The following is a 20,429-nucleotide window of genomic DNA, read 5'->3' as shown; positions in this document are numbered from 1 at the left end:
CAGCCAGACACAGCCTTGAGAAAGACGCGCAGTTTAGCCTGACTCGGGGTGAATGACTCGACCCATCATCTGTAAGTTTGTCCAGTAGTCAATATTTGTCCGTGCTGTAGTCGGGTTCAAAGTCAAAGTCCGCTACTCGCGAGATCCCGGTATGCAAAGTGCCATCAGGATTGAGGCGTATCCAGCGGTAGCCGGGCGCCTCGCTGCTAACCTTGAAATCCATGCTGTTCGCCGCGAATTGGAAACACGTTGAAGGCGTGGCCAACAACCTGACTGCCTTGCGTCGCTGATCGAAAGGCTGGTGCACATGCCCCCACAGCACAGCTTTGACTTGAGGAAAGCGGTCGATCACGGCCCAAAATGCTTCGGCGTTAAGCAAGCCGATCGGCTCAATCCATTGGCAACCTACCGGGACCGGATGATGATGCAGGCCAATCAGGTGATGACGCTGCGGCGCTTCGCTCAGCGATTGCGCCAGCAACTGAAGCTGGTCGTCTTCCAGATAACCATGGCTTTTTTTCAGCACGTTGGAGTGCAGCATCGTGATACGCCAATTGCCCACATCCACTCGCGGGTCCATCAGACGGCTTTGAATGGCCGCCTCGCGCATCTGCTGCACATCGTCATGATTGCCGGGAATCCAGCGCGCCACTGGCGCCAGCGAAGCGGTAACCTGGCGAAAATATTGGTAGGCCTGGACGCTGCCGTCCTGAGCCAGATCGCCGGTGGCCAGCAGCACGTCGACAGACGGCTGTTCGGCCCCTACCAAGTCGATAACCTGCTGCAGGCTGCGAGCGGTGTTAAGCCCCAGTAGCGAGCCGTTTGCGTCAGCAAACAAGTGGCTGTCAGAGAGCTGCACCAGCAGCACCGGGTCTTCAGTGGTCAGGGTGGAAACACTCGGCAAGGTGGCTCTCCCGGGAGAAGTCGATGAATGGCGCGATTATGCCATTAGCCTGCTTGCGCTGCCGATCACAGCCTCGTTCATGGACAGCGACTGGACACTTCGTCTTTATCTGACTTGTGCGTATTCATGACCACACGCCAGGCAATGGCTCAGCCATTCACCCAGAAACACGTTGAGCTGGGCTTTTTCGTCCGGCTGGTGCATGGCGACATTGGGATAAGGGTAGATGCTGCGAAAGCGTCGTGCATGCTCGGCGCCAATCACTTCCGCCATGCGTGCGTCGTGGTACACCTGCACCTGCAACTCAGGCACCGGCAACCACGGCAAGCTGTGTTCCTGGCGCACGCGCAAAGTGCTGGTGTAGGGGCAGTCGAGTACCACTTCGAGGGTCAAAACGCCGAGCATTTGGTCGCCCTGGGTCACGGCAATGCGCCGCGCATCAGGCTGCTCGCGCATGTCGGGCAACAAACGCATCAGGCGCGCGTAATTGGCCTCGCAGGCAGCCTGCAAGCCAATCAGATCGACCCGATAACGGTCGCGCACCCCGTTTACGACCATAACCCCCTCACCTCGGCGCGATTGAGCGCCAGCCATTGCAAGGCAATGATGCTTGCCGCATTGGAAATTCGACCATCGCGTACTGCCTGTAGCGCATCTTCGTACGCCCAAACCGTCACTCGAATATCTTCCGCTTCTTCCTCAAGGCCGTGCAAGCCACCAATGCCGTGCGTACTGCAACGCCCCAAGAACAGGTGCACAAATTCGGTGCTGCCACCCGGTGACGGAAAGTAGCGGGTGATCGGCCGCAGCGACGTGAACGTCACACCGGCCTCTTCTTCGCCTTCACGGTGAGCCACGTGTTCAGGCTCGTTTTCACCTTCCTTGTCGATCAAACCGGCCACCAGTTCGATCAACCAAGGGTTTTCAGTTTTGCCCATGGCACCGACGCGGAACTGCTCGATCAACACCACTTCGTCGCGCTGTGGGTCGTAGGGCAACACGCAAACCGCATCATGGCGCACAAACACTTCACGACTGATCTCACGGCTCATGCCACCGGCAAACAATTCGTGGCGCAGGTGCACGCGGTCCAGCTGATAGAAACCCTTGAAACACTGTTCGCGCTTTACGATCTCGACACTGCTGGGCGTAGCGTTGGTGATATCCGTCATTCAAACCTCTTGCTGGCAAATGGCTGCCGGGGTGGCCCGCGGCATCGCGCATCCTAACGCGCATAAGCGCCGTGATGCAGCCACTTTTCTGACACAGGGATAGACGGATCACCTGTAAACCAACTCTAATTGGCACCTTTAAGCTTAGTGGCGAACGGATGCCCTCGCAGGCAGTCAAACCCCCATAACTTTGCTTTTCTTTTGTTGATGAAGGACGACCATGTCGCTTTTAAAGTTTGCTTCCCTGACCTGCATCGCCCTGACCCTGGGCGCGTGCCAAAGCGTATTTCAAGCGTCTGCACCAAAACCGCTGACCTTCACTCCTGACGCATCGGAGCAGCTTAAGGCCGGCTGCAAGGGCCAGGACTGCCCGTTGGTGAATATCGACACCGTGCACCCGCAGGGCGATCCCAAACTGGACGCACTGATCGAAAGCCGCCTGTTGAAAATGACCGTCAACTCGCCCGAAGACAAACTGGCGCCGTCCCTCAATGCCTACCGCGAGCAGTTTTTGCGTACCGCTGACAGCCGCAACAGCAGCTACTTGCAGGCCAAGGTACGTGAGCAGCATGACGACCTCGTGATTGTGGAGCTGTCGAGCTACCTGGACACCGGTGGCGCACATGGCATGCCGGGCCGCGGGTTCATCAACTACTCACGCAAGGATCAGCGGGAAGTGACCTTGCAGGACATGCTGATTCCGGGTCAGGAAAAAGCTTTCTGGGCCGCAGGCAAAGTCGCGCATAACAACTGGTTGATCAGCACCCGCTTTGGCAACGATCCTGAATATGTAAAAACCTGGCCGTTCCAGCAGACCCCGCACGTGGCCTTGCTCAAGGACAATGTTGTACTCAAGTACGATGTGTACAGCATTGCGCCGTACTCCGAAGGTCATGTCGAACTGAAAATCCCTTACTCGCGCCTCAACGGGATTCTCAAGCCTGAGTGGTTCCCTGCACAGCGGTAAGCGCCACGACCCAACGCTCTCCCGACAGCAGAGCGTTGGGTTTTAGCGGCGACGCCCAAAAGTCCACTGCAACACCGCGGCCACCAGCAACGCAGGCAACGTCGCCCCCATGTCGGGTGCCACACTGGCCAGCAGGTGATAGACGCTCACCCCGCCCAACCATGCCAACAACGTCGGCCAGCGAAACAGGGCCGGGGTGACTTGCGCACAATGAAGTGATCCTCCAGCACCACGCCAAACAACGGCGCAAACAAACCGCTGACGAGGTGCAGCAACGCGCCCCGGCAGCGATTGCGCTTACATCACACTTTTTTGTACAGCTGACTGCCTTCCTGCTTGAAGCGCGCGGCTTGCTCGGCCAGCCCTTGGGCAACGTCGACGTCAATCGCGTCGATGCGCTGATTAGCGGCGTAAATGCGCACTTCCTGAGTGATTTTCATCGAGCAGAATTTCGGCCCGCACATCGAACAGAAATGCGCGACCTTGGCCGAGTCCTTGGGCAGGGTTTCGTCGTGGTACGAGCGCGCGGTGTCAGGGTCCAGCCCGAGGTTGAACTGGTCTTCCCAGCGGAACTCGAAACGCGCCTTGCTCAAGGCGTTGTCACGGATTTGCGCCCCCGGATGGCCTTTGGCCAAGTCGGCGGCATGGGCCGCGATTTTGTATGTGATGATCCCGGTCTTCACGTCATCCTTGTTCGGCAACCCCAAGTGTTCCTTGGGCGTCACGTAGCACAGCATGGCGCAACCGAACCAGCCGATCATCGCCGCGCCAATGCCCGAGGTGATGTGGTCGTAGCCCGGCGCAATGTCCGTGGTCAGCGGGCCGAGGGTGTAGAACGGCGCTTCGTCACAGCACTCCAGCTGCTTGTCCATGTTTTCTTTGATCAACTGCATCGGCACGTGGCCGGGGCCTTCGATCATGCACTGCACATCGTGTTTCCACGCGATCTTGGTCAGCTCGCCCAGGGTTTCAAGCTCACCGAATTGCGCCGCGTCATTGGCATCGGCAATCGACCCCGGACGCAGGCCGTCGCCGAGCGAGAAGCTGACGTCGTAGGCCTTCATGATTTCGCAGATTTCGTCGAAATGGGTGTAGAGGAAGTTCTCTTTATGGTGCGCCAGGCACCACTTGGCCATGATCGAGCCGCCACGGGACACGATGCCGGTCACGCGTTTGGCCGTCAGTGGCACGTAGCGCAACAGCACGCCCGCGTGAATGGTGAAGTAATCAACGCCTTGCTCAGCTTGTTCGATCAGGGTGTCGCGGAACAGCTCCCACGTCAGGTCTTCGGCCACGCCGTTGACCTTTTCCAGCGCCTGATAAATCGGCACCGTACCAATCGGCACCGGCGAGTTGCGAATGATCCACTCGCGGGTTTCGTGGATGTGCTTGCCGGTGGACAAGTCCATGACGGTGTCCGACCCCCAACGAATGCCCCAGGTCAGCTTGGCCACTTCTTCTTCAATCGAAGAACCCAGTGCGCTGTTGCCGATGTTGCCGTTGACCTTCACCAGAAAGTTGCGCCCGATGATCATCGGTTCCAGCTCAACGTGGTTGATGTTGGCCGGGATGATGGCGCGGCCGCGGGCGATTTCTTCGCGCACGAACTCGGGGGTGATTTCTTTCGGGATATTGGCACCGAAGCTGTGGCCCGCGTGTTGCTGGTCCAGCAACCCCGCGGCCCGTGCCTCTTGCAGCTTCATGTTTTCGCGAATGGCGACGTATTCCATCTCGGCGGTGATGATGCCCTGACGCGCATAGTGCATTTGGCTAACGTTGGCACCGGCCTTGGCCCGGCGCGGGTTCTTGACGTGGGCGAAACGCAGTGTGGTCAGTTCAGCGTCTTCAAGGCGCATTTGCCCGAAGTTCGAACTCAGGCCCGGCAGGCGCTCGGTGTCGTTCCGGTCGTCGATCCAGGCCGAACGCACATCACCCAGGCCCTTGCGCACGTCGATCTGCACTGACGGGTCGGTATACGGGCCCGAGGTGTCGTAGATCAATACCGGGGCGTTGATTTCGCCGCCAAAATCAGTGGGTGTAACATCCAGGCTAACTTCACGCATCGGCACCAGAATGTCCGGGCGCGAACCCTGTACGTAGACTTTTTGCGAGCGGGTAAACGGCTTGACCGACTGCTCATCGACTTTTGCCGAATCACTGAGGTTGATCGCGTTTTTTGGTTTTGTACTCATCACGGCTCTCCAGACTGCATCCAGGCGGATTGTCGGAGGGAGAACCTGAAATAAGTACGGAATTACCCAAGGACTGGGTGCTGAGTCACGGCCTCGAACGATTGATCATTTTTTGAACAATCGATCCCGGACGGTACTCAAGAGGACTCGCCGGGAGACGAGAAATCTTGTTCCCTACGCAGGCGCTAACCTGATCAGGTTCAACGGGATCCGAAATTATTCGATCTCAGCCTCATAGCAAGGCACCCCGACAAGAACCCGGCCAGTCTAGACAAGACTGAGGCAGAACGCCAACCCCGGAATAATCAGCGTGAGAAAAGTCGCAACAACGGCATTGTTGCAAGGTGTCACCGCTACTACACTCGCTACGTCTTGACGCCACGAGCGCCACACGAGGCCTCGGGAGTTTATTTTCTCCGCATTATTGAACTAGGGATCGCTCATGCTGCGCAAACTCTCACTGGCTATCGCCGTGTCTTGTGCGACCAACGTTATGGCCATGGAAACCCAGGCCCCTTTGGCCAGCCAGACAGGGCTGGTCAGCGTTTATCACGAGGCGGTGGACAACAACGCCGACCTGGCAGCCGCCCGTGCCGATTACGCCGCACGCAAGGAAGTGGTGCCACAGGCCCGCGCCGGCTTGCTGCCCAACCTCTCCGGGGGGGCCGAGTCGAGCAGTGTGCGCACGTCCATCGATCAGCCTTCGCTGACCACCACGCGCAGTGCCGTGGTGTATCAAGCGACGCTGGCGCAGCCAATCTTCCGGATCGACCGCTGGTTCCAGTTAAAAGCGGCAGAGTCGGTCAATGAGCAGGCCGCGCTGCAACTGTCAGCCACGGAGCAAAACCTGATCCTGCAAACCGCCGAGTCTTATTTCTCGGTACTGCGCGCCCAAGACACGCTGGCCGCGACCAAGGCCGAAGAAGCGGCTTTCAAGCGCCAGTTGGATCAATCCCGCGAACGTTTTGACGTGGGCCTGTCAGACAAGACTGACGTGCTGCAATCCCAAGCCAGTTATGACACCTCGCGGGCTAACCGGATCGTCGCGCAGCGTCAGGTCGATGATGCCTTTGAGGCGCTCATCACCCTGACCAACCGTCAGTACAACGCGATTGAAGGCATGCGCCACACGCTGCCTATCCTGCCGCCCTCCCCGAACAACGCCAAAATATGGGTTGAAACGGCAGCGCAGCAAAACCTCAATCTGCTGGCCAGTAACTTTGCCGTGGATGCCGCTCAGGAAACCCTCAAGCAACGCAAAGCAGGCCACGCGCCGACACTCGACGCGGTGGCGCAATACAAGACCGGCGACAACGACGGTTTCGGCTTGAGCAACCCCAATGCCTTGCAGCAGCGCTACAGCGGTGATGTCTCTCAACGCAGCATCGGTATTCAGCTAAACATCCCTATCTACAGCGGCGGGCTGACCAGCTCGCAAGTGCGCGAGTCGTATTCACGCCTTGATCAGACCGAGCAACAGCGTGAGGGATTGCGCCGTCAGGTGGTCGAGAACACCCGTAACCTGCACCGCGCGGTGAACACCGACGTCGAGCAGGTACAGGCACGCAAGCAGTCGATCATCTCCAATCAGAGCGCGCTGGAAGCCACCGAAATCGGCTATCAGGTGGGCACGCGCAACATCGTTGATGTGCTGGACGCCCAGCGCCAGCTGTACAACTCCGTGCGCGACTACAACAACACCCGTTATGACTACATCCTCGACAACCTGCGCCTCAAGCAAGTCGCCGGTACGCTGAACCCCGGTGATCTGGAGGCGCTGTCGCGCTACCTGAAAGCCGACTACAACCCCGATAAAGACTTCCTGCCGCCCGACCTGGCACAAGCCGCCGAAGCCAACATGCGCTCGCCCGGCAACTGAGTCTGCGCCGTGTGGTCGCAGCTCACCGGCTGCGACCACAGCGTCTGCGTCATATCCCGCTACCACCTGCGCTTGAGTATTCCCGCCCTTAATACGGCACCGGTCGTGTGACCTCTGGAACTCAACACAGGTACGCTCATGTCAACATCCTCTGCCCTCGCCTCGACAACAGACCCCCTCACCCCTGTCGCAAGCGCCATCAACGCTCAGTTCGCCAACCCGCCTGATCTGCAGACGGTGGTGCGCACAATGCTGGAAGCCGCCCTCAAAGAAAAATACCCGACCCTCGTCTTCGACCTGCAAAACACTCATCTAGCGATACCGCGCACGACCACGGGGTGGGACTTTCACCTCTTGATGCCCAAGGTGATGGATTACCTGGGGAGTGGTATCGAGCTGGATGTTACGCCCCGCAACAATCAGCCCTACTACCTCTGTGACGAACCCTATAAATGGCTCGCACCTGCCAACGGTGTACTGGACATGCACATCGTCAAAACCCTGGTCGAAGAATTGAGCTGGCGTGTGCCCATCGGCTTACAAAACGCGTTAAGCGACTTCTGGTCAGCGCGGGGCAATACCGGGAGCAGTCGCTGGCAATGGTTCAGTCTTCTGCTCAAAGACATGTTGAGTTTGAGTGCGGCCCAACAAGACAACTTGAAAGACAATCATCGCGCACTGATCAAGCAACTGCTGGACTGCCCCGTACGACAGGACAGGGTTGCCCAATATGGTGAAAAAGCGGCCCGTGTCTACTTGGTCAAGGCCACGTTGACCCAACCCGCTCGCACGTCGCGGCTCAGTACCATCATGCTCATCGAAGGTCCGGGTCAATTGATCGCCTGGTTTGCAACAGGCCCCCTGACTTTATTCAGTAGCCTGGACGCGTTTATTAAAAAGGCTGGCCGTATCTTGGGCCTGCCAAAACCTACCCAACCTATCGAGTTCGAACGCTTTGAACTGGAAGGTGACGTCTTCGAAATCCGCAGTGCCACCCTCCTGAATCGTCAACTGGAAAACCTGAACCGACTCAAACTGCCTGCCAGCATCGGCTGGGCTCAGTTAGAGGAAGTTTATAAAGACATGACCAACGTTTCGACGGGGTATCTCAAGTTCCAGCCGGTTGACCCCAAGCTGCTCCTCTCACTCCAACAACACCTGCCGGATTGGCTGAAAACAGCGTCTTTCTCGGATCAGGCGCTTTATCGCCACTTCAGCCTGGCGCTGGCATCTACGAAAAAAAGCCATCAAGGCAGAACGTTCTTGAGCGGCATCAGCGATGTCCGCACGTATACCGTCGACGTTCTCAAACAGCTGCTGTTCAGAGACAAACTGCAGTACGAGCCAGAAAGCCAGGGTCAAACATTTGATGCGCAATTAGCCCCTGATGACATTGAGCTGACATTTCATAGCGTGGTGGGGTTACCGGGCGCCGTGGGCATCGAAGAGCCGGTCACCATGAGCCTGACCGATCTGGCCCTGAAGAACTTGCAAGGCCGCCCCACGGGCCGATTAACACTGCGTCATCGCCGCGGGCTTGAGCTGCCAGCCTGGCTGACACCGGCCTACATCACCCGACGCAGCGGCCTGATCGAGCAGGCTAACATCGGTGAGGCCTACCCCAAACGCCTTGAAAGCCTGCTGTTAAGTGACACACCCGACGCCCAGGAGCGCGAGCGTCTGTACGCTCAATACCTGCGGGTTCAGTTGCCTCTGCACGCGCTGGAATTGAGCCTGAAAAAAGAAAGCGGCGTCACGCCGCTTGGCGCCCGTTATGTCGCCGCATTAGTGAAAACCCTTCCCGCCGACCGGATCATCGATGGGCAAACGGTTGTCATCCGCCAGTTGGCCTTGATCCGCGAACATGAGGCCACGCCGGATATCGTCAGCAACATGTTCATCATCGAACCCGTCAATATTGCAGTGGGTCCTCACCTGCTTTATCGACCGTTTTATGCGCAATCCCTGATCGAATTCGCGACCCGTGACGCATTGCTCAGCGCGCTGGCGGAACCCGGAGAGCTGCAAGACAGTGTGCTGACCTGGCTGAGTGACAGCGCCCGTCCGATCTACGACAACGGCGGCTTCAAAGAGCCCCATTACGTACGATTCGGTATAGGCGATGAGTTCGCACCAATCGAAGTGCCCGCACCTGCCTCGCTTGCCACCAACGGTACCAGCAACGAGTTACTGCATTACCTGCATAATGGCCAAGTGATGCTCTACCTCTATGGCAGTAACGCCAAAGCGCTGGTGGATCAGGCAGACGCTGACTCGGTCTCGAACAGCGAAAGCCGCTGGCGTGTTTTGCTGCAAGGCGGTGGCCTGATTTTTGACAGCCTGTTAGTACTACCCGGCTTACCCCGCACTTTTATGTTGACCGGATGGCTATTGAGCCTGGCGCATTCAGCGACGCAAGACATCCCTGCACTCGCCAGCGATTCCCCCACAGAACGGGAACTGGCGATGGTCGACGTGCTCATCAATCTGGGCATGCTGCTCTTGCATATGGCTCCCGGGAGCAAACCCGGACGCCCGGCACAAATCGAAGCCCTCAGGGCTGAAAGCCTGCACCCGCTCCTCATGAGCCCTCAAGTACCCGAGTGGCCAGAGCCTGAGATCATCCCCGTACGTTCTGGGCCCGTGCGATTACCAGGTGAATACCCCGACCCTCAAAGCACGCTCCTGGACTTCAGTTTTGCCAACGCAAGCAACCGCCTGACACGCAGCCAACGCGCACGGCTGGCCACCTTTGAAGTCACGCGCCCGGCGACGCTGCCATCCCCCCAAACCTATGGCGCGAGCAAAGGCTTGTACCGCATCCAGCAGAAATGGCACGCCGAGATCGATCAAGCGTTGTACGAGGTTGAACTGGAAGCTGATGGCAGGGCCACCATCGTTGCGCCTTCAGACAGCAACACACGTGGGCCCGGCATTCGCGCTGATGCGAATGGCACGTGGGCACTGGACTTGCGTCTGCGCCTGAACGGCGGCATGCCGCCCAGGCGTATCGCCGCGTATCAGCACCAAAAGCAGGCACGAATCGAAGCGCTGAATACCACTTTGCAAACCATTTACGGGCAAGAGAGAACGCTTTACGACAATGTCCTTAAAACCCAGCAGTTCTATGTCCGCGCGAGCAATGACCCGCGTTTTACTTTTGAGCAGCTTGAACAGTTTCGTGCACGGTTTGAAATGGCACTGTCGCAAGAAATGATGGCCTATCAAGAACTCATCGGCAGTATCAACTATCAACGAGCGTATCGAGCTGAAAATTCCGTTGAGCGAGGCGGTTGTCATCGGGTTGCTGGAAAAGGCGTTCGATAATCGCGCCACGGGCTTGTCGAGCATAGCGACCGAGCAACGAATTGCCGCCAGAAAGTGGCCCCAGTTCGCAACACCTCTGTCCCCACAGGCAGCCACAGCGGCCGCAGAAGCCGACCCGGCAGGGATTTTGCAGTTCGCAAAGGAGCAGATTGCAATCAATGAACGCGCTATCGAACGCCTCGCTCAAAGAACCAGTATCCTCGACCAACTGAACAACCTGAGCAATGCAGGCTCCGAGGCCGCAAATCGCTTAACGGCCAACCTGTCCGAACATGAACTCACCAGCCTGACACTCAAGAACTTCCAGCTCAGTTGCCTGAAACTCGCCAGTGCTAAACCCTTGGTCAGCTTCAAGATTGAAGAAAGCCTGGAAAATGCCATCGACCCCGTCAGGGAATATGTCCATACCCATAATCAGCTCAACACGCTAGAACTTGAACCTGGAAAACGCCTTGAGGTACTGGACAGCCTGGTGGAGCACTACGGCCAGGCGCTGGATGCTGTTCAAGGTATCGGGCTGATCCACAGCGACGAGCTGGATATCGAATATTTCAGCAAACTGCGCCAACTGATTACGGAGCTGTATCAGGAAGCCACCGAGCAACTGGCCGCAGAAATCAAACCGCCGCCAAAACCCCGCAAGAAAATCCGTAGACGCCAGCCTTCCGCCACCAGCAGGACACAACGCAAAGTGATCAATGCCCGCGGCAAAGGGAGTTTGATTGGTAGCGTGCGCCCTGCGGGCGGGGAGTGGCCCATTGAGGTGGTTGAAATACGTGCAGAGTACGACAACAAATTGTTGTCGACCTATACGCAACATGGAGACGAATGGGTCGAAATAAAATCGCCACGTCACATTGCGCCCACGCCCAAGCGCAGCCTGGAAGTCATCAAAGGCCAAGCCCGAAAACTGTTCGGCATGTTTGAGCAAATCCAACGCAAGGTGAAGCAATACAAACGCCAGACACGACACCCGCAGGAAATAGAGGAAATCCTCAGCCACGAAGCAACGAAGTTCGACAGATTGGCGGACGAACTACACGCCGCGTGGCTGGAGCAACCCGAAGCCGCGCGTCTGCCCGCCGACCAAATATTGGTCAACGACATGCATACGGCTGCCCAACAGCTCGATCAGGAAGGCAAGGCGCTGCGCCTTCAACTCTGCCTTGAGCTGCCGCCGACCCACGGCAACCTGCAATTCTTGCTGGACCAGAGACGTGTGCAGATATCCCGCATGGGGGAGCGCGTTCCGTTATCCGGCGAGCGTAAGGATTACATCCAGGAATACGCCATCAGCGAACCGGGAAAAACGCCTTTGTGGTATGCCCATTTTCACTATGAACGCGCTGACACCCCCAAAGAGGTGTACACCGTGGCTCACCTGAAAACCCGAGAACAACGCACGATGAGCTACTTCTCACAACTCAACACGGCACAAAATGAGCAAGCGGTTGTGACGATTCACCGTGGCCAAATCGGTAAAGCACTGGCAGAGCGCTGGTTCTTGCCCTTGGCAGACTAAAAGCAATTACCCCTGGACGGCCTGGACGGATTAGCGCGTCAGCAAACGCGCCAATCCGTCCAGTAAACGCTGCAAGGCGCCTTGATTGGCGAGCATCACGTTCAGGCCGGCCTGCGCCCGGTGCTGCGCATCCTGAGGCAGTTCGAACAACCGTTGAACGACCACGGCCAATCCTTGGGCATCGTCCACTTCCTCCAACGCACCTGCATCACGCAGCAACGTTGCTATTTCCAGAAAGTTGAACAAGTGCGGCCCGCTGAGTATCGGTTTCCCCAGCGCAGCAGGCTCCAGCAGGTTATGCCCGCCGTTGGGCACCAGACTGCCGCCAACGAATGCGCTGTCTGCCAGCGCGTACAAAAACAGCAACTCGCCCATGGTGTCGCCCAACAACACCTGCGTCTGCGGGCCAACCGGGTCGGCCGCAGCACGTCGCACCGTGTTGAAACCTTCGCGCTGGCAAAGCTCAAAAACGCGGTTGAAACGCTCGGGGTGACGCGGGACCAGAATCAGCAACGCATCGGGGTAATGCCCAAGCAATTGCCGATGGGCCGCGAGGATAATTTCGTCTTCCCCTTCATGGGTGCTGGCGGCGATCCAAATCGGACGTTCCATGGCGTGCCACTGCGTACGCAACTCACGTGCCCTGATCAACAACTGCGGGTCGATGGTCAGGTCGAACTTGATTGAGCCGGTCACTTGCACGCAGTCAGGCCGCGCGCCCAACTGACGAAAACGCTCGGCTTCGGCTTGCGTCTGCACCGCGATCAAGCTCATCTCTTCAAGCATGGGCCGGGTGAGCCTGGCGAAACGTGCATAGCCTTTGGCCGAACGCGCCGATAACCGCGCATTGGCCAGCGCCACCGGAATGCCACGTTTGGCGCACTGGTGAATATGGTTGGGCCACAGCTCGGTTTCCATGATCACGGCCAGTTTTGGCTGCACCCGCGACACAAAGCGCGCCGCCGCCCAAGGCAAGTCATACGGCAGGTAGCAGTGCTGAATGCGCGGCTCATCGGCGAACAGTGCCTGAATCCGCTCTGAACCCGTCGGCGTCATGCAGGTCACAGTGATCGGCATCTGTGGATAACGTTTGAGTAGCGCCCGAATCATCGGCGCGGCAGCAATGCTTTCCCCTACGGACACGGCATGCACCCAAATCCCGCCGGGCTGCAGCGCGGGCAGGTTCAAGGCGAACCGTTCACCGATACGTTGTGCATACGCAGGTGCCTTGCGGGCCCGCAGCCACAAACGAATCGCCACCAGCGGCAGCCCCAGATGAAACAGCAAGGTGTAGAGAGTTCTATTCATGGGCGCGGAGTTTACTTGAAAACGACACCTACGATGATGGCACCGAACATGGCTCTCGCAAGGGGCAACAAAAAACCACTACACACTTTTACAACCACTAGAATGCCGTGCTGTTAAATTGCTGCGCCCCACCTTCAGGACTCCAATATGAACGCTTACTACTACTTGGCCATCGCCATTTGCGCTGAAGTGATTGCCACCGTATCGATGAAAGCGATCAAAGGCTTCAGCACGCCCCTGCCCCTTATCCTTGTCATTGCCGGCTACGCCACAGCGTTCTGGATGCTGACGCTGGTGGTGCGCACGATTCCGGTGGGCGTTGCCTACGCCGTGTGGGCAGGCATGGGGATCGTGATGGTGAGCATCGCCGCGCTGTTTATCTACGGCCAAAAGCTCGATGTACCGGCCATGCTCGGCATGGGCCTGATTGTGCTGGGCGTGGTTGTGATTCAGTTATTTTCCAAAACAGCGGGGCATTAACGCTGGTCGATGCGCTGTCGCCCTGCTCAAGATAGAGGCGCGATCACGATGTATACTCCCGGCCTTGTCTTTGAACGCTGAGGTCGCCCATGCCATCTGTAATTTCCACCGACGTGCTGATTGTCGGCGCTGGTGTCGCCGGCCTCTGGCTCAATGCCCGCCTGCGCAAACAGGGGTTTTCGACGATCGTAGTCGAGCGCGAGAGCCTGGGCGGCGGCCAAAGTGTGAAGTCTCAAGGCATCATTCATGGCGGCGCCAAGTACGCGCTGCACGGCGCACTGACCGGCGCCTCCGAAGCCATTGCCGACATGCCGCGTCGCTGGCGTGAAGCGCTGGCCGGTGACGGCGAGCTGGATTTAACCGGCGTCCGCATCCTTTCCCAAGCCCATTACCTCTGGTCGCCGGGCACCCTGGCGGGCAATCTCACCAGCTTCTTTGCCAGCAAGGCTGTGCGCGGGCGTGTCGATCAGGTCAAGGGCGACCAATTGCCCCCTGCCCTGCAAGACCCACGCTTTAAGGGCAAGGTGTACCGCCTGGCCGAACTGGTGGTCGACGTGCCCAGCCTGATCGAACGCCTGGCCACCCTCGCAGGTGATGGCTTGCTGGCCGGACAATCCATCGAGCCGTGGTTTGAGAACAACGAGCTGGTGGGCTTGCAGGTCGACGGGCGCAACATCCACGCGCAACGTATCGTCTTCAGCGCAGGGGCCGGGAACGCCGAGTTGCTGGCCAGTACGGGTATCCGTGTTCCGGCGCAACAGTTGCGCCCGCTGCACATGGTGCTGGTCAAAGGCCCAAGCCTCAAGCCGCTGTACGCGCACTGCCTGGGCGGCGGCCCCAAGCCGCGTATTACCGTGACCACACACCCGGCCGCCAATGGCGAATGGGTGTGGTACTTGGGTGGTGATATTGCCGAGGCGGAAGGTGTGGCCCGTGAGCCGGCCGCGCAAATCGCCGTGGCGCAAAAAGAGCTGGGCAACCTGCTGCCGTGGGTCGACCTGAGCCAGGCGCAATGGGCCACGCTGCGGGTCAATCGTGCCGAGCCCGCGCAATCGGGCCTGGTGCGCCCGGACAACGCATTTCTGGCCGATCAGGGCCGTTTGCTGGTGGGCTGGCCGACCAAACTGGCTTTGGCCCCGGACTTCTCGGACCGGGTATTGCAAGCCCTGGCGCAGGACGGCATCAAGCCGGGTAACGCTCCTGCCCTGCCAGAGCTGCCGCGCCCTCCTCTGGGCCAGACCCCATGGGAGCAACTGCTGCCATGAGTCAACCGACCTTGCACGACCTGCACCGCCCACTGGGCAGTACCGGCCTGATGGTGTCCCCGCTGGGACTGGGTACCGTCAAACTGGGCCGTGATCAAGGGGTGAAATACCCCAGCGGTTTTCAGATCCCGGATGATGACGAAGCGCGCATGCTCCTGAAACTCGCCCGCGACCTGGGTATCAACCTGATCGACACTGCACCCGCTTATGGCCGCAGTGAAGAACGGCTGGGACCGCTGTTGCGGGGGCAACGCCAGGCGTGGGTGATCGTCAGCAAGGTCGGGGAAGAATTCGTCAACGGTCAGTCAACCCATGATTTCAGCGCTGCCCACACCCGTCAGTCCGTGGAACGCAGCCTCCAGCGTTTAGAGACCGATTTCATTGATCTGGTGCTGGTGCATTCCGATGGCAATGATCTGGCCATTCTTAACAACGGCGAGGTCTATGAAACACTGGCCGAACTCAAGCGTGAGGGCAAGATTCGGGGTTTTGGCCTATCAGGCAAAACCGTTGAAGGCGGACTGAAAGCGCTGCAAACCGGTGATTGCGCCATGGTCACGTACAACCTGAATGAACAGGCCGAAAAGCCAGTGATTGATTACGCGGCAGCGCATGGCAAAGCGATTCTGGTCAAAAAAGCCCTCGCCAGTGGCCACGTTTGCTTGAGCCCGGGGGTTGATCCGGTGCGGGCCAGTTTCGAACTGGTGTTTGGCCATGATGGGGTTGCCAGTGCTATTGTCGGCACGATCAATCCCTTGCACCTGGCCCACAACGTGGCAACGGTTGCGCAGGTGTTGCGCACACCCTGATGCCGCCGACGCGGCCGACCCCGACGCAAGAAGGAGCCGACATGCCGCGTTCGCTTATCCGCAAAAATCCCAGCGACTTCAAAACCCTGCCGCTCTTCGTTGAGGCCACGGCCGAAGGCTTGAGTTATCAAAGCGTCGGCATGCCGCTCAACTTTGCACAAATCCTGCAAAAGCGCCGCCCAGTCGAGGTGGCCGACCCTCAACGTTTCGGGTTGGAGCTGGCGAATCTGGGTGTGTCTGTACGCCTGACATTGCAGTGGCAAGGTCGCGATTACTGGGTACTGGTGCGCCAGCGTCGTCAGGATCGTGGCGATGTGGTGCTCAAACTGATCTCTGGCTACGTCCCGGCGCACGAGGTGAATCTGCCACTGCACACTGCCATTCAGGAAGTGGCCGAAGAATGCTTGCTGGAAACGCCCGAAGGCTGGCTGGGCGGGCGCTTCAACGAGACATGGTTGCCCGCCCCCTACATCAGCGCGCTGCATTACCGCGAAGCCCTGCCCTTTCGCCTGACGCCCAACTCGGGCGCGGCGCGTCCCGTGCGATGTGGCAGCCAGCCCTTACTGGAACGTCCACGGGCGTACGTGCATTTACCGACGGCTTCGCTGCAACTGGTCTATGACTTGCGGCTGGAAGTGCCCAAAGAAGCCAAATCCTTGAGCCTGTTTCATGTCGATGAACGGCTGGAAGGGGATCAACTGGTGGCGCGCCTTGATCGCAAAAGGCCTGATTTGTACCTGATCCCGTTGACTGATGGCCAGCCATGCGCCGAGCTGTACACCCTGAGCAAAGACAAATTGCACGCGGCAAGTACCCGTGGGCTGCATCTGGCAGAGAGTTTTGCGCGTCAGGAAGGCTGGGTCGTGCGCGAAGAGCGGATTCGCTGGAAGGACTGGCTCAAACAGCAGGGCTTGAGCGAACCGGACAAAGCGTCGAGGCTTAAACGCCTGACCGGAAAAGCGCGGCAGATGTTCAGAAAAGTAGTGAAGCGCAAAAGCCCCTCACCCTGACCCTCTCCTGAAGGGAGAGAGCCTTGGTGAGATCGCTTGCATCACTGGCCGCGGATTTTCTCGACGATGGCCGTGGTCGAGCTGTTCTCAACCAGCCCCAGCACTTTCACCGTGCCGCCATAGGCCGACACGATGTCAGCGCCGACCACCTGGTCAATCCCGTAGTCGCCACCTTTGACCAGCACGTCGGGCTTGACCTGAGCCAGCAGGTTTTCCGGAGTGCCTTCAGGGAAGCTGATCACCCAGTCCACCGCGCCCAGCCCGGCCAGTACCGCCATGCGCCGGTCAACGCTGTTGATCGGACGGCCAGGGCCTTTCAGGCGGCTCACCGACGCATCATCGTTGACCGCGACGATCAAACGATCACCTTGGGCACGGGCCTGTTCCAGATAGGTGACATGACCCGCGTGCAGGATGTCGAAGCAGCCGTTGGTGAACACGATTTTCTCGTTATGGGCACGTGCATCGTCGATAGCCAGCAGCAGTTGCTCCAGGCTCAATACACCCCGCTCTGAGCCTTCTTCGCGCTGGATAGCGCGGCGCAGTTCCGGCGCGCTGATGGCCGCCGTACCGAGCTTGCCAACCACAATGCCGGCGGCCAGATTGGCCAGCGCAACGGCGTGGGGCAGCTCTTCACCTGCCGCAATGGCGGCCGCCAGGGTAGAAATGACGGTATCGCCAGCACCGGTCACGTCAAACACCTCACGGGCACGGGCTGGCAAGTGCATGGCCGGGAAGCCCGGACGCAACAGGGTCATGCCGTGCTCGCCACGGGTTACCAGCAACGCACCCAGGTCGAGATCGCCCATCAGGCTGGCGCCTTTGGCGACCAGATCGGCCTCATCGGTGCAGCCGCCCACAATGGTTTCGAATTCGCTGAGGTTAGGTGTGATCAGGCTGGCGCCACGGTACACCGAGAAGTCCTTGCCCTTGGGGTCAGCCAGCACCGGAATGCCTTTGGCGCGTGCGGCCTGGATCAGCACTTGATGGTTTTTCAGCGCACCTTTGCCGTAATCCGACAGCACCAGCACCTTAATGCCTTCAAGCAGTTTGTCGACCTCAGCGCCCAATGCCAGCGCATCCGTGGCGAAGGGTTCTTCAAAATCGATGCGCAGCAATTGCTGGTGACGGCTCATGACCCGCAGCTTGACGATGGTCGGCTGATGAGCAATACGCTGGAACAGTGCGCGCACGCCCGCACCTTCAAGGCTATTGGCCAGACTGTCGGCGGCTTCATCATCGCCAGTCACGCCGACCAGTGATGCCGGCGCACCCAGTGCAGCAATGTTGAGCGCAACGTTGGCAGCGCCGCCCGGACGGTCTTCGATTTGCTCGACCTTGACTACCGGTACTGGCGCTTCAGGGGAAATCCGTGAGGTTCCGCCATGCCAATAACGGTCGAGCATGACATCGCCTACCACCAAGACAGGGGCTTGATCGAATCGCGGCATGGACAACTTCATGGAGAACCCACATACAAAATGAACAGGGGCGCGATATTAACACAGGGTGAACGCTGGTCAGTTCACGGTATTTATCGCGGGGAATGAGAATCAGACGTGACTTACACCACCCGTATTGACGTACACACGGGCAAACGCGGGAGAGGGGCATGCCCTTCTCCCGCGCATGATCAGGCGATGTCGCCCGAGGTCAGGGGCGCATCCAGCCCCATGGAGTGCAGGCGCGCGTAGTAACCGTTTTGCGCCAGCAGCTCGGCATGGGTGCCACGTTCAACGATCTGGCCCTGATCCATGACCAGAATCAGGTCAGCCTTCTCGATGGTCGAAAGACGGTGCGCGATCACTAATGTCGTGCGCCCTTCCATGACGTGATCCAGTGCGGCCTGAATATGACGCTCGGACTCTGTGTCCAGGGCCGAGGTCGCTTCATCCAGAATCAGCAGCGGGGCGTTTTTCAACAAGGCCCGCGCGATTGCCAGGCGCTGGCGCTGACCACCGGAGAGCAACACGCCATTTTCACCGACCTGAGTATCAAGGCCTTGGGGCAGTTGCTCGATAAAGTCCATCGCGTAAGCATCGCGCGCGGCTTTTTCGATATCGGCCCGCGGCGCCCCCGCCAGGTCGCCATAAGCAATGTTGTTGGCGACCGTGTCACTGAACAGGGTTACATGCTGAGTCACCTGCGCAATATGGCGGCGCAGGTTCAGCAAGCGGTACTGCTCGATATCAATGCCGTCGAGCAGGATGTCACCCGAGTTGTGATGATAGAAACGCGGAATCAGGTTGGCCAGCGTCGACTTGCCGCTGCCCGAACGCCCGACCAACGCTACCATTTGGCCCGGCTCGGCCGTGAACGTCACGTCCTTGAGCACTTGACGATCCGTGTCCGGGTAGGTGAAGTTCAAGTGACGGACTTCGAGGCGACCGTTGACGTGGTCACGCTCTACCGTACCGGTGTCCACTTCCGGTTTTTCGTCCAGTTGCTCAAAGATGCTTTCAGCACCGGCCACACCTTTCTGGATGGTGGAGCTGACTTCGGACAGTTGGCGAATCGGCTTGGGCAACAGGCCCGCCAGGGTGATGTAGGCAATCATGTCGCCCGCCGAAGCGTCGCCGCGCATGTACAGCACCAGAAACATCAGGATGCCCATGGCCACGTAGATCACCAATTGCAGCATCGGCGTGTAGATGGCCCCGGTGCGGGTCATGCGCAGTTGCTTGTCAGTGTTGCTCTGACTGGCTTTGAGGAAGCGCTGTTGCTCGTACTTCTCACCGCCGAAGCTGCGCACCACCCGGTAACCCTGAATGGTTTCGGACGCCACGTGCGTCACGTCGCCCATTGCTACTTGAATCTTCTTGCTTTGTTTGCGGAATTTTTTGCTGGCAGTGCTGACCATCACTGCGATCAGCGGCAGGATGGCGATCATTACCAGCGTCAGACGCCAGTTCATCCACAGCAGCGACGCAAACAGGAACACCACGGTCATGCCTTCACGGATGACCACTTTGATCGCATCCGTGGCCGCACCGGTGACCATGGTCACGTTGAAGGTGATGCGGGAGATCAGGTGCCCCGAGTTGTGTTTGTCGAAATAACGGTTGGGCAGTACCAGCAAGTTGTTGAACAACTGAACCCGCAGGTCATGGACCAGGCCCAAGGAGACTTTGGCCAGGAAGTAGTTACCCAGGAACGAGCCGAAACCTTGCCACGCCGCAATCAGCACGATCAGCAGCGGAACCGCCTGCAGCAGGCGCAAATCACGCAAGTAAGGAACCGACGGGAACAACACCGCATCCGGGTTGGACAAGCCGTCAACGAAGTATTTGAGGATGTAGCCCAGCATCGGCTGGGTGGACGCAAAAATGAGGAAGCCGACAATACTCAGCAGAAACAGACCGATATAAGGCCGGACATAACTGAGGAGGCGCAGATAGATCTTCAAGCTCGATTCGCTTGAGCTGGGGTTGGATTCGGTCATATCACGCGACAGTTGTGAAAAAAGGTTGCTGACTTTATCACAGCTTCTCTGGTGTACTGCCAGCCGGTTGGGACAAGGTCTCACAGGACGCCTAAAACGACATTAAATGGCCATTACGTTAGTATGGTCATCCAAAACCTGGAATGAACCTT

The 20,429-nt window shown here is 58.5% G+C and carries 15 protein-coding genes, 1 pseudogene and 1 riboswitch; of the genes and pseudogenes, 8 read left to right on the top strand and 8 right to left on the bottom strand.

The features are described 5' to 3' along the window. Nucleotides 1-88 precede the first annotated feature (88 nt). From cpdA to HBN61_RS00190, 3 genes are all read right to left on the bottom strand, one after another. Nucleotides 89-904 (bottom strand): 3',5'-cyclic-AMP phosphodiesterase, encoded by an 816-nt coding sequence (gene cpdA / locus HBN61_RS00200; RefSeq protein WP_169963704.1) that lies wholly within the window; start codon nt 902-904, stop codon nt 89-91. A gap of 105 nt (nt 905-1,009) precedes the next feature. After that, nucleotides 1,010-1,462: a DUF1249 domain-containing protein gene (locus HBN61_RS00195; protein WP_094991933.1), complete on the bottom strand. Its 453-nt coding sequence runs from the start codon at nt 1,460-1,462 to the stop codon at nt 1,010-1,012. Next, nucleotides 1,453-2,076 carry an NUDIX domain-containing protein gene (locus HBN61_RS00190; protein WP_094991932.1) on the bottom strand — a complete coding sequence of 208 codons (624 nt, stop codon included), beginning with the start codon at nt 2,074-2,076 and terminating at the stop codon, nt 1,453-1,455. Before HBN61_RS00190 ends, HBN61_RS00195 begins: the two co-directional genes overlap by 10 nt. A gap of 220 nt (nt 2,077-2,296) precedes the next feature. On the opposite strand from HBN61_RS00190, the gene HBN61_RS00185 reads away from it, so the two are divergent. Further along, a complete protein-coding gene (locus HBN61_RS00185; protein WP_094991931.1) occupies nt 2,297-3,043 on the top strand; it encodes an RsiV family protein in 747 nt (248 codons plus the stop codon). Nucleotides 3,044-3,085: 42 nt separating this feature from the next. On the opposite strand, the pseudogene HBN61_RS22525 reads toward HBN61_RS00185, so the two are convergent. Together HBN61_RS22525 and thiC are read right to left on the bottom strand one after the other, a co-directional pair. Continuing rightward, nucleotides 3,086-3,315: pseudogene (locus HBN61_RS22525) on the bottom strand (putative hydroxymethylpyrimidine transporter CytX); the annotation flags it as partial. Between the two features lie 30 nt (nt 3,316-3,345). After that, nucleotides 3,346-5,235: a phosphomethylpyrimidine synthase ThiC gene (gene thiC / locus HBN61_RS00180; RefSeq protein ID WP_094991930.1), complete on the bottom strand. Its 1,890-nt coding sequence runs from the start codon at nt 5,233-5,235 to the stop codon at nt 3,346-3,348. Nucleotides 5,236-5,389: 154 nt separating this feature from the next. After that, a riboswitch (TPP riboswitch) is annotated at nt 5,390-5,495 on the bottom strand. A 182-nt stretch (nt 5,496-5,677) separates the two neighbouring features. Between thiC and HBN61_RS00175 the strand changes: the two genes are divergently transcribed. From HBN61_RS00175 to HBN61_RS22520, 3 genes are all read left to right on the top strand, one after another. After that, the gene (locus HBN61_RS00175; RefSeq protein ID WP_094991929.1) at nt 5,678-7,114 is read left to right on the top strand and encodes a TolC family outer membrane protein; all 1,437 of its coding nucleotides are present in this window, start codon (nt 5,678-5,680) and stop codon (nt 7,112-7,114) included. Nucleotides 7,115-7,252: 138 nt separating this feature from the next. Further along, on the top strand, nt 7,253-10,441 hold the full coding sequence (locus HBN61_RS00170) for a dermonecrotic toxin domain-containing protein (RefSeq protein WP_262498654.1): 3,189 nt from the start codon (nt 7,253-7,255) through the stop codon (nt 10,439-10,441). Then, entirely contained in the window at nt 10,395-11,963 is a 1,569-nt protein-coding gene (locus HBN61_RS22520; RefSeq protein WP_262498653.1) for a hypothetical protein, read from the top strand. The genes HBN61_RS00170 and HBN61_RS22520 overlap by 47 nt, the downstream gene beginning before the upstream one ends. A 30-nt stretch (nt 11,964-11,993) precedes the next feature. Here the strand turns inward: HBN61_RS22520 and waaA are convergent, their stop codons facing one another. Continuing rightward, entirely contained in the window at nt 11,994-13,271 is a 1,278-nt protein-coding gene (gene waaA / locus HBN61_RS00165; RefSeq protein ID WP_170045938.1) for a lipid IV(A) 3-deoxy-D-manno-octulosonic acid transferase, read from the bottom strand. Between the two features lie 147 nt (nt 13,272-13,418). Here waaA and HBN61_RS00160 point away from each other — a divergent pair, with 147 nt between their 5' ends. The 4 genes from HBN61_RS00160 to HBN61_RS00145 all read left to right on the top strand — a co-directional run bounded on the left by HBN61_RS00160 (nt 13,419) and on the right by HBN61_RS00145 (nt 16,835). Beyond that, nucleotides 13,419-13,751, top strand: coding sequence for a DMT family transporter (locus HBN61_RS00160; protein ID WP_094991926.1), 333 nt, complete (start codon nt 13,419-13,421; stop codon nt 13,749-13,751). Nucleotides 13,752-13,840: 89 nt separating this feature from the next. Beyond that, nucleotides 13,841-15,016 carry an NAD(P)/FAD-dependent oxidoreductase gene (locus HBN61_RS00155; RefSeq protein ID WP_094991925.1) on the top strand — a complete coding sequence of 392 codons (1,176 nt, stop codon included), beginning with the start codon at nt 13,841-13,843 and terminating at the stop codon, nt 15,014-15,016. Next, the gene (locus HBN61_RS00150; protein WP_170045937.1) at nt 15,013-15,825 is read left to right on the top strand and encodes an aldo/keto reductase; all 813 of its coding nucleotides are present in this window, start codon (nt 15,013-15,015) and stop codon (nt 15,823-15,825) included. The genes HBN61_RS00155 and HBN61_RS00150 overlap by 4 nt, the downstream gene beginning before the upstream one ends. A gap of 41 nt (nt 15,826-15,866) precedes the next feature. Continuing rightward, nucleotides 15,867-16,835: a metal ABC transporter ATPase gene (locus HBN61_RS00145; RefSeq protein ID WP_094991923.1), complete on the top strand. Its 969-nt coding sequence runs from the start codon at nt 15,867-15,869 to the stop codon at nt 16,833-16,835. 41 nt (nt 16,836-16,876) lie between these two features. Here HBN61_RS00145 and hldE read toward each other — a convergent pair whose 3' ends face one another. After that, nucleotides 16,877-18,298 carry a bifunctional D-glycero-beta-D-manno-heptose-7-phosphate kinase/D-glycero-beta-D-manno-heptose 1-phosphate adenylyltransferase HldE gene (hldE, locus tag HBN61_RS00140; protein WP_094991922.1) on the bottom strand — a complete coding sequence of 474 codons (1,422 nt, stop codon included), beginning with the start codon at nt 18,296-18,298 and terminating at the stop codon, nt 16,877-16,879. Nucleotides 18,299-18,468: 170 nt separating this feature from the next. Then, entirely contained in the window at nt 18,469-20,277 is a 1,809-nt protein-coding gene (gene msbA, locus HBN61_RS00135; protein WP_094991921.1) for a lipid A export permease/ATP-binding protein MsbA, read from the bottom strand. Between the last annotated feature and the right edge of the window lie 152 nt (nt 20,278-20,429).

This window comes from Pseudomonas sp. WS 5071 (genome assembly GCF_012985765.1).
Classification (GTDB): Bacteria; Pseudomonadota; Gammaproteobacteria; order Pseudomonadales; family Pseudomonadaceae; genus Aquipseudomonas; species Aquipseudomonas lundensis_A.
Note: the sequence above shows the minus strand (reverse complement) of the source record. Positions and strands in the feature narration are given on the sequence as shown.

What these genes read in the sequence shown, in the direction of transcription:
- HBN61_RS00195 (WP_094991933.1), bottom strand. Translation starts at nt 1,462, where the DNA reads ATGGTCGTAAACGGGGTGCGCGACCGTTATCGGGTCGATCTGATTGGC.
- HBN61_RS00190 (WP_094991932.1), bottom strand. Translation starts at nt 2,076, where the DNA reads ATGACGGATATCACCAACGCTACGCCCAGCAGTGTCGAGATCGTAAAG.
- HBN61_RS00185 (WP_094991931.1), top strand. Translation starts at nt 2,297, where the DNA reads ATGTCGCTTTTAAAGTTTGCTTCCCTGACCTGCATCGCCCTGACCCTG.
- thiC (WP_094991930.1), bottom strand. Translation starts at nt 5,235, where the DNA reads ATGAGTACAAAACCAAAAAACGCGATCAACCTCAGTGATTCGGCAAAA.
- HBN61_RS00175 (WP_094991929.1), top strand. Translation starts at nt 5,678, where the DNA reads ATGCTGCGCAAACTCTCACTGGCTATCGCCGTGTCTTGTGCGACCAAC.
- HBN61_RS00170 (WP_262498654.1), top strand. Translation starts at nt 7,253, where the DNA reads ATGTCAACATCCTCTGCCCTCGCCTCGACAACAGACCCCCTCACCCCT.
- waaA (WP_170045938.1), bottom strand. Translation starts at nt 13,271, where the DNA reads ATGAATAGAACTCTCTACACCTTGCTGTTTCATCTGGGGCTGCCGCTG.
- HBN61_RS00160 (WP_094991926.1), top strand. Translation starts at nt 13,419, where the DNA reads ATGAACGCTTACTACTACTTGGCCATCGCCATTTGCGCTGAAGTGATT.
- HBN61_RS00155 (WP_094991925.1), top strand. Translation starts at nt 13,841, where the DNA reads ATGCCATCTGTAATTTCCACCGACGTGCTGATTGTCGGCGCTGGTGTC.
- HBN61_RS00150 (WP_170045937.1), top strand. Translation starts at nt 15,013, where the DNA reads ATGAGTCAACCGACCTTGCACGACCTGCACCGCCCACTGGGCAGTACC.
- HBN61_RS00145 (WP_094991923.1), top strand. Translation starts at nt 15,867, where the DNA reads ATGCCGCGTTCGCTTATCCGCAAAAATCCCAGCGACTTCAAAACCCTG.
- hldE (WP_094991922.1), bottom strand. Translation starts at nt 18,298, where the DNA reads ATGAAGTTGTCCATGCCGCGATTCGATCAAGCCCCTGTCTTGGTGGTA.
- msbA (WP_094991921.1), bottom strand. Translation starts at nt 20,277, where the DNA reads ATGACCGAATCCAACCCCAGCTCAAGCGAATCGAGCTTGAAGATCTAT.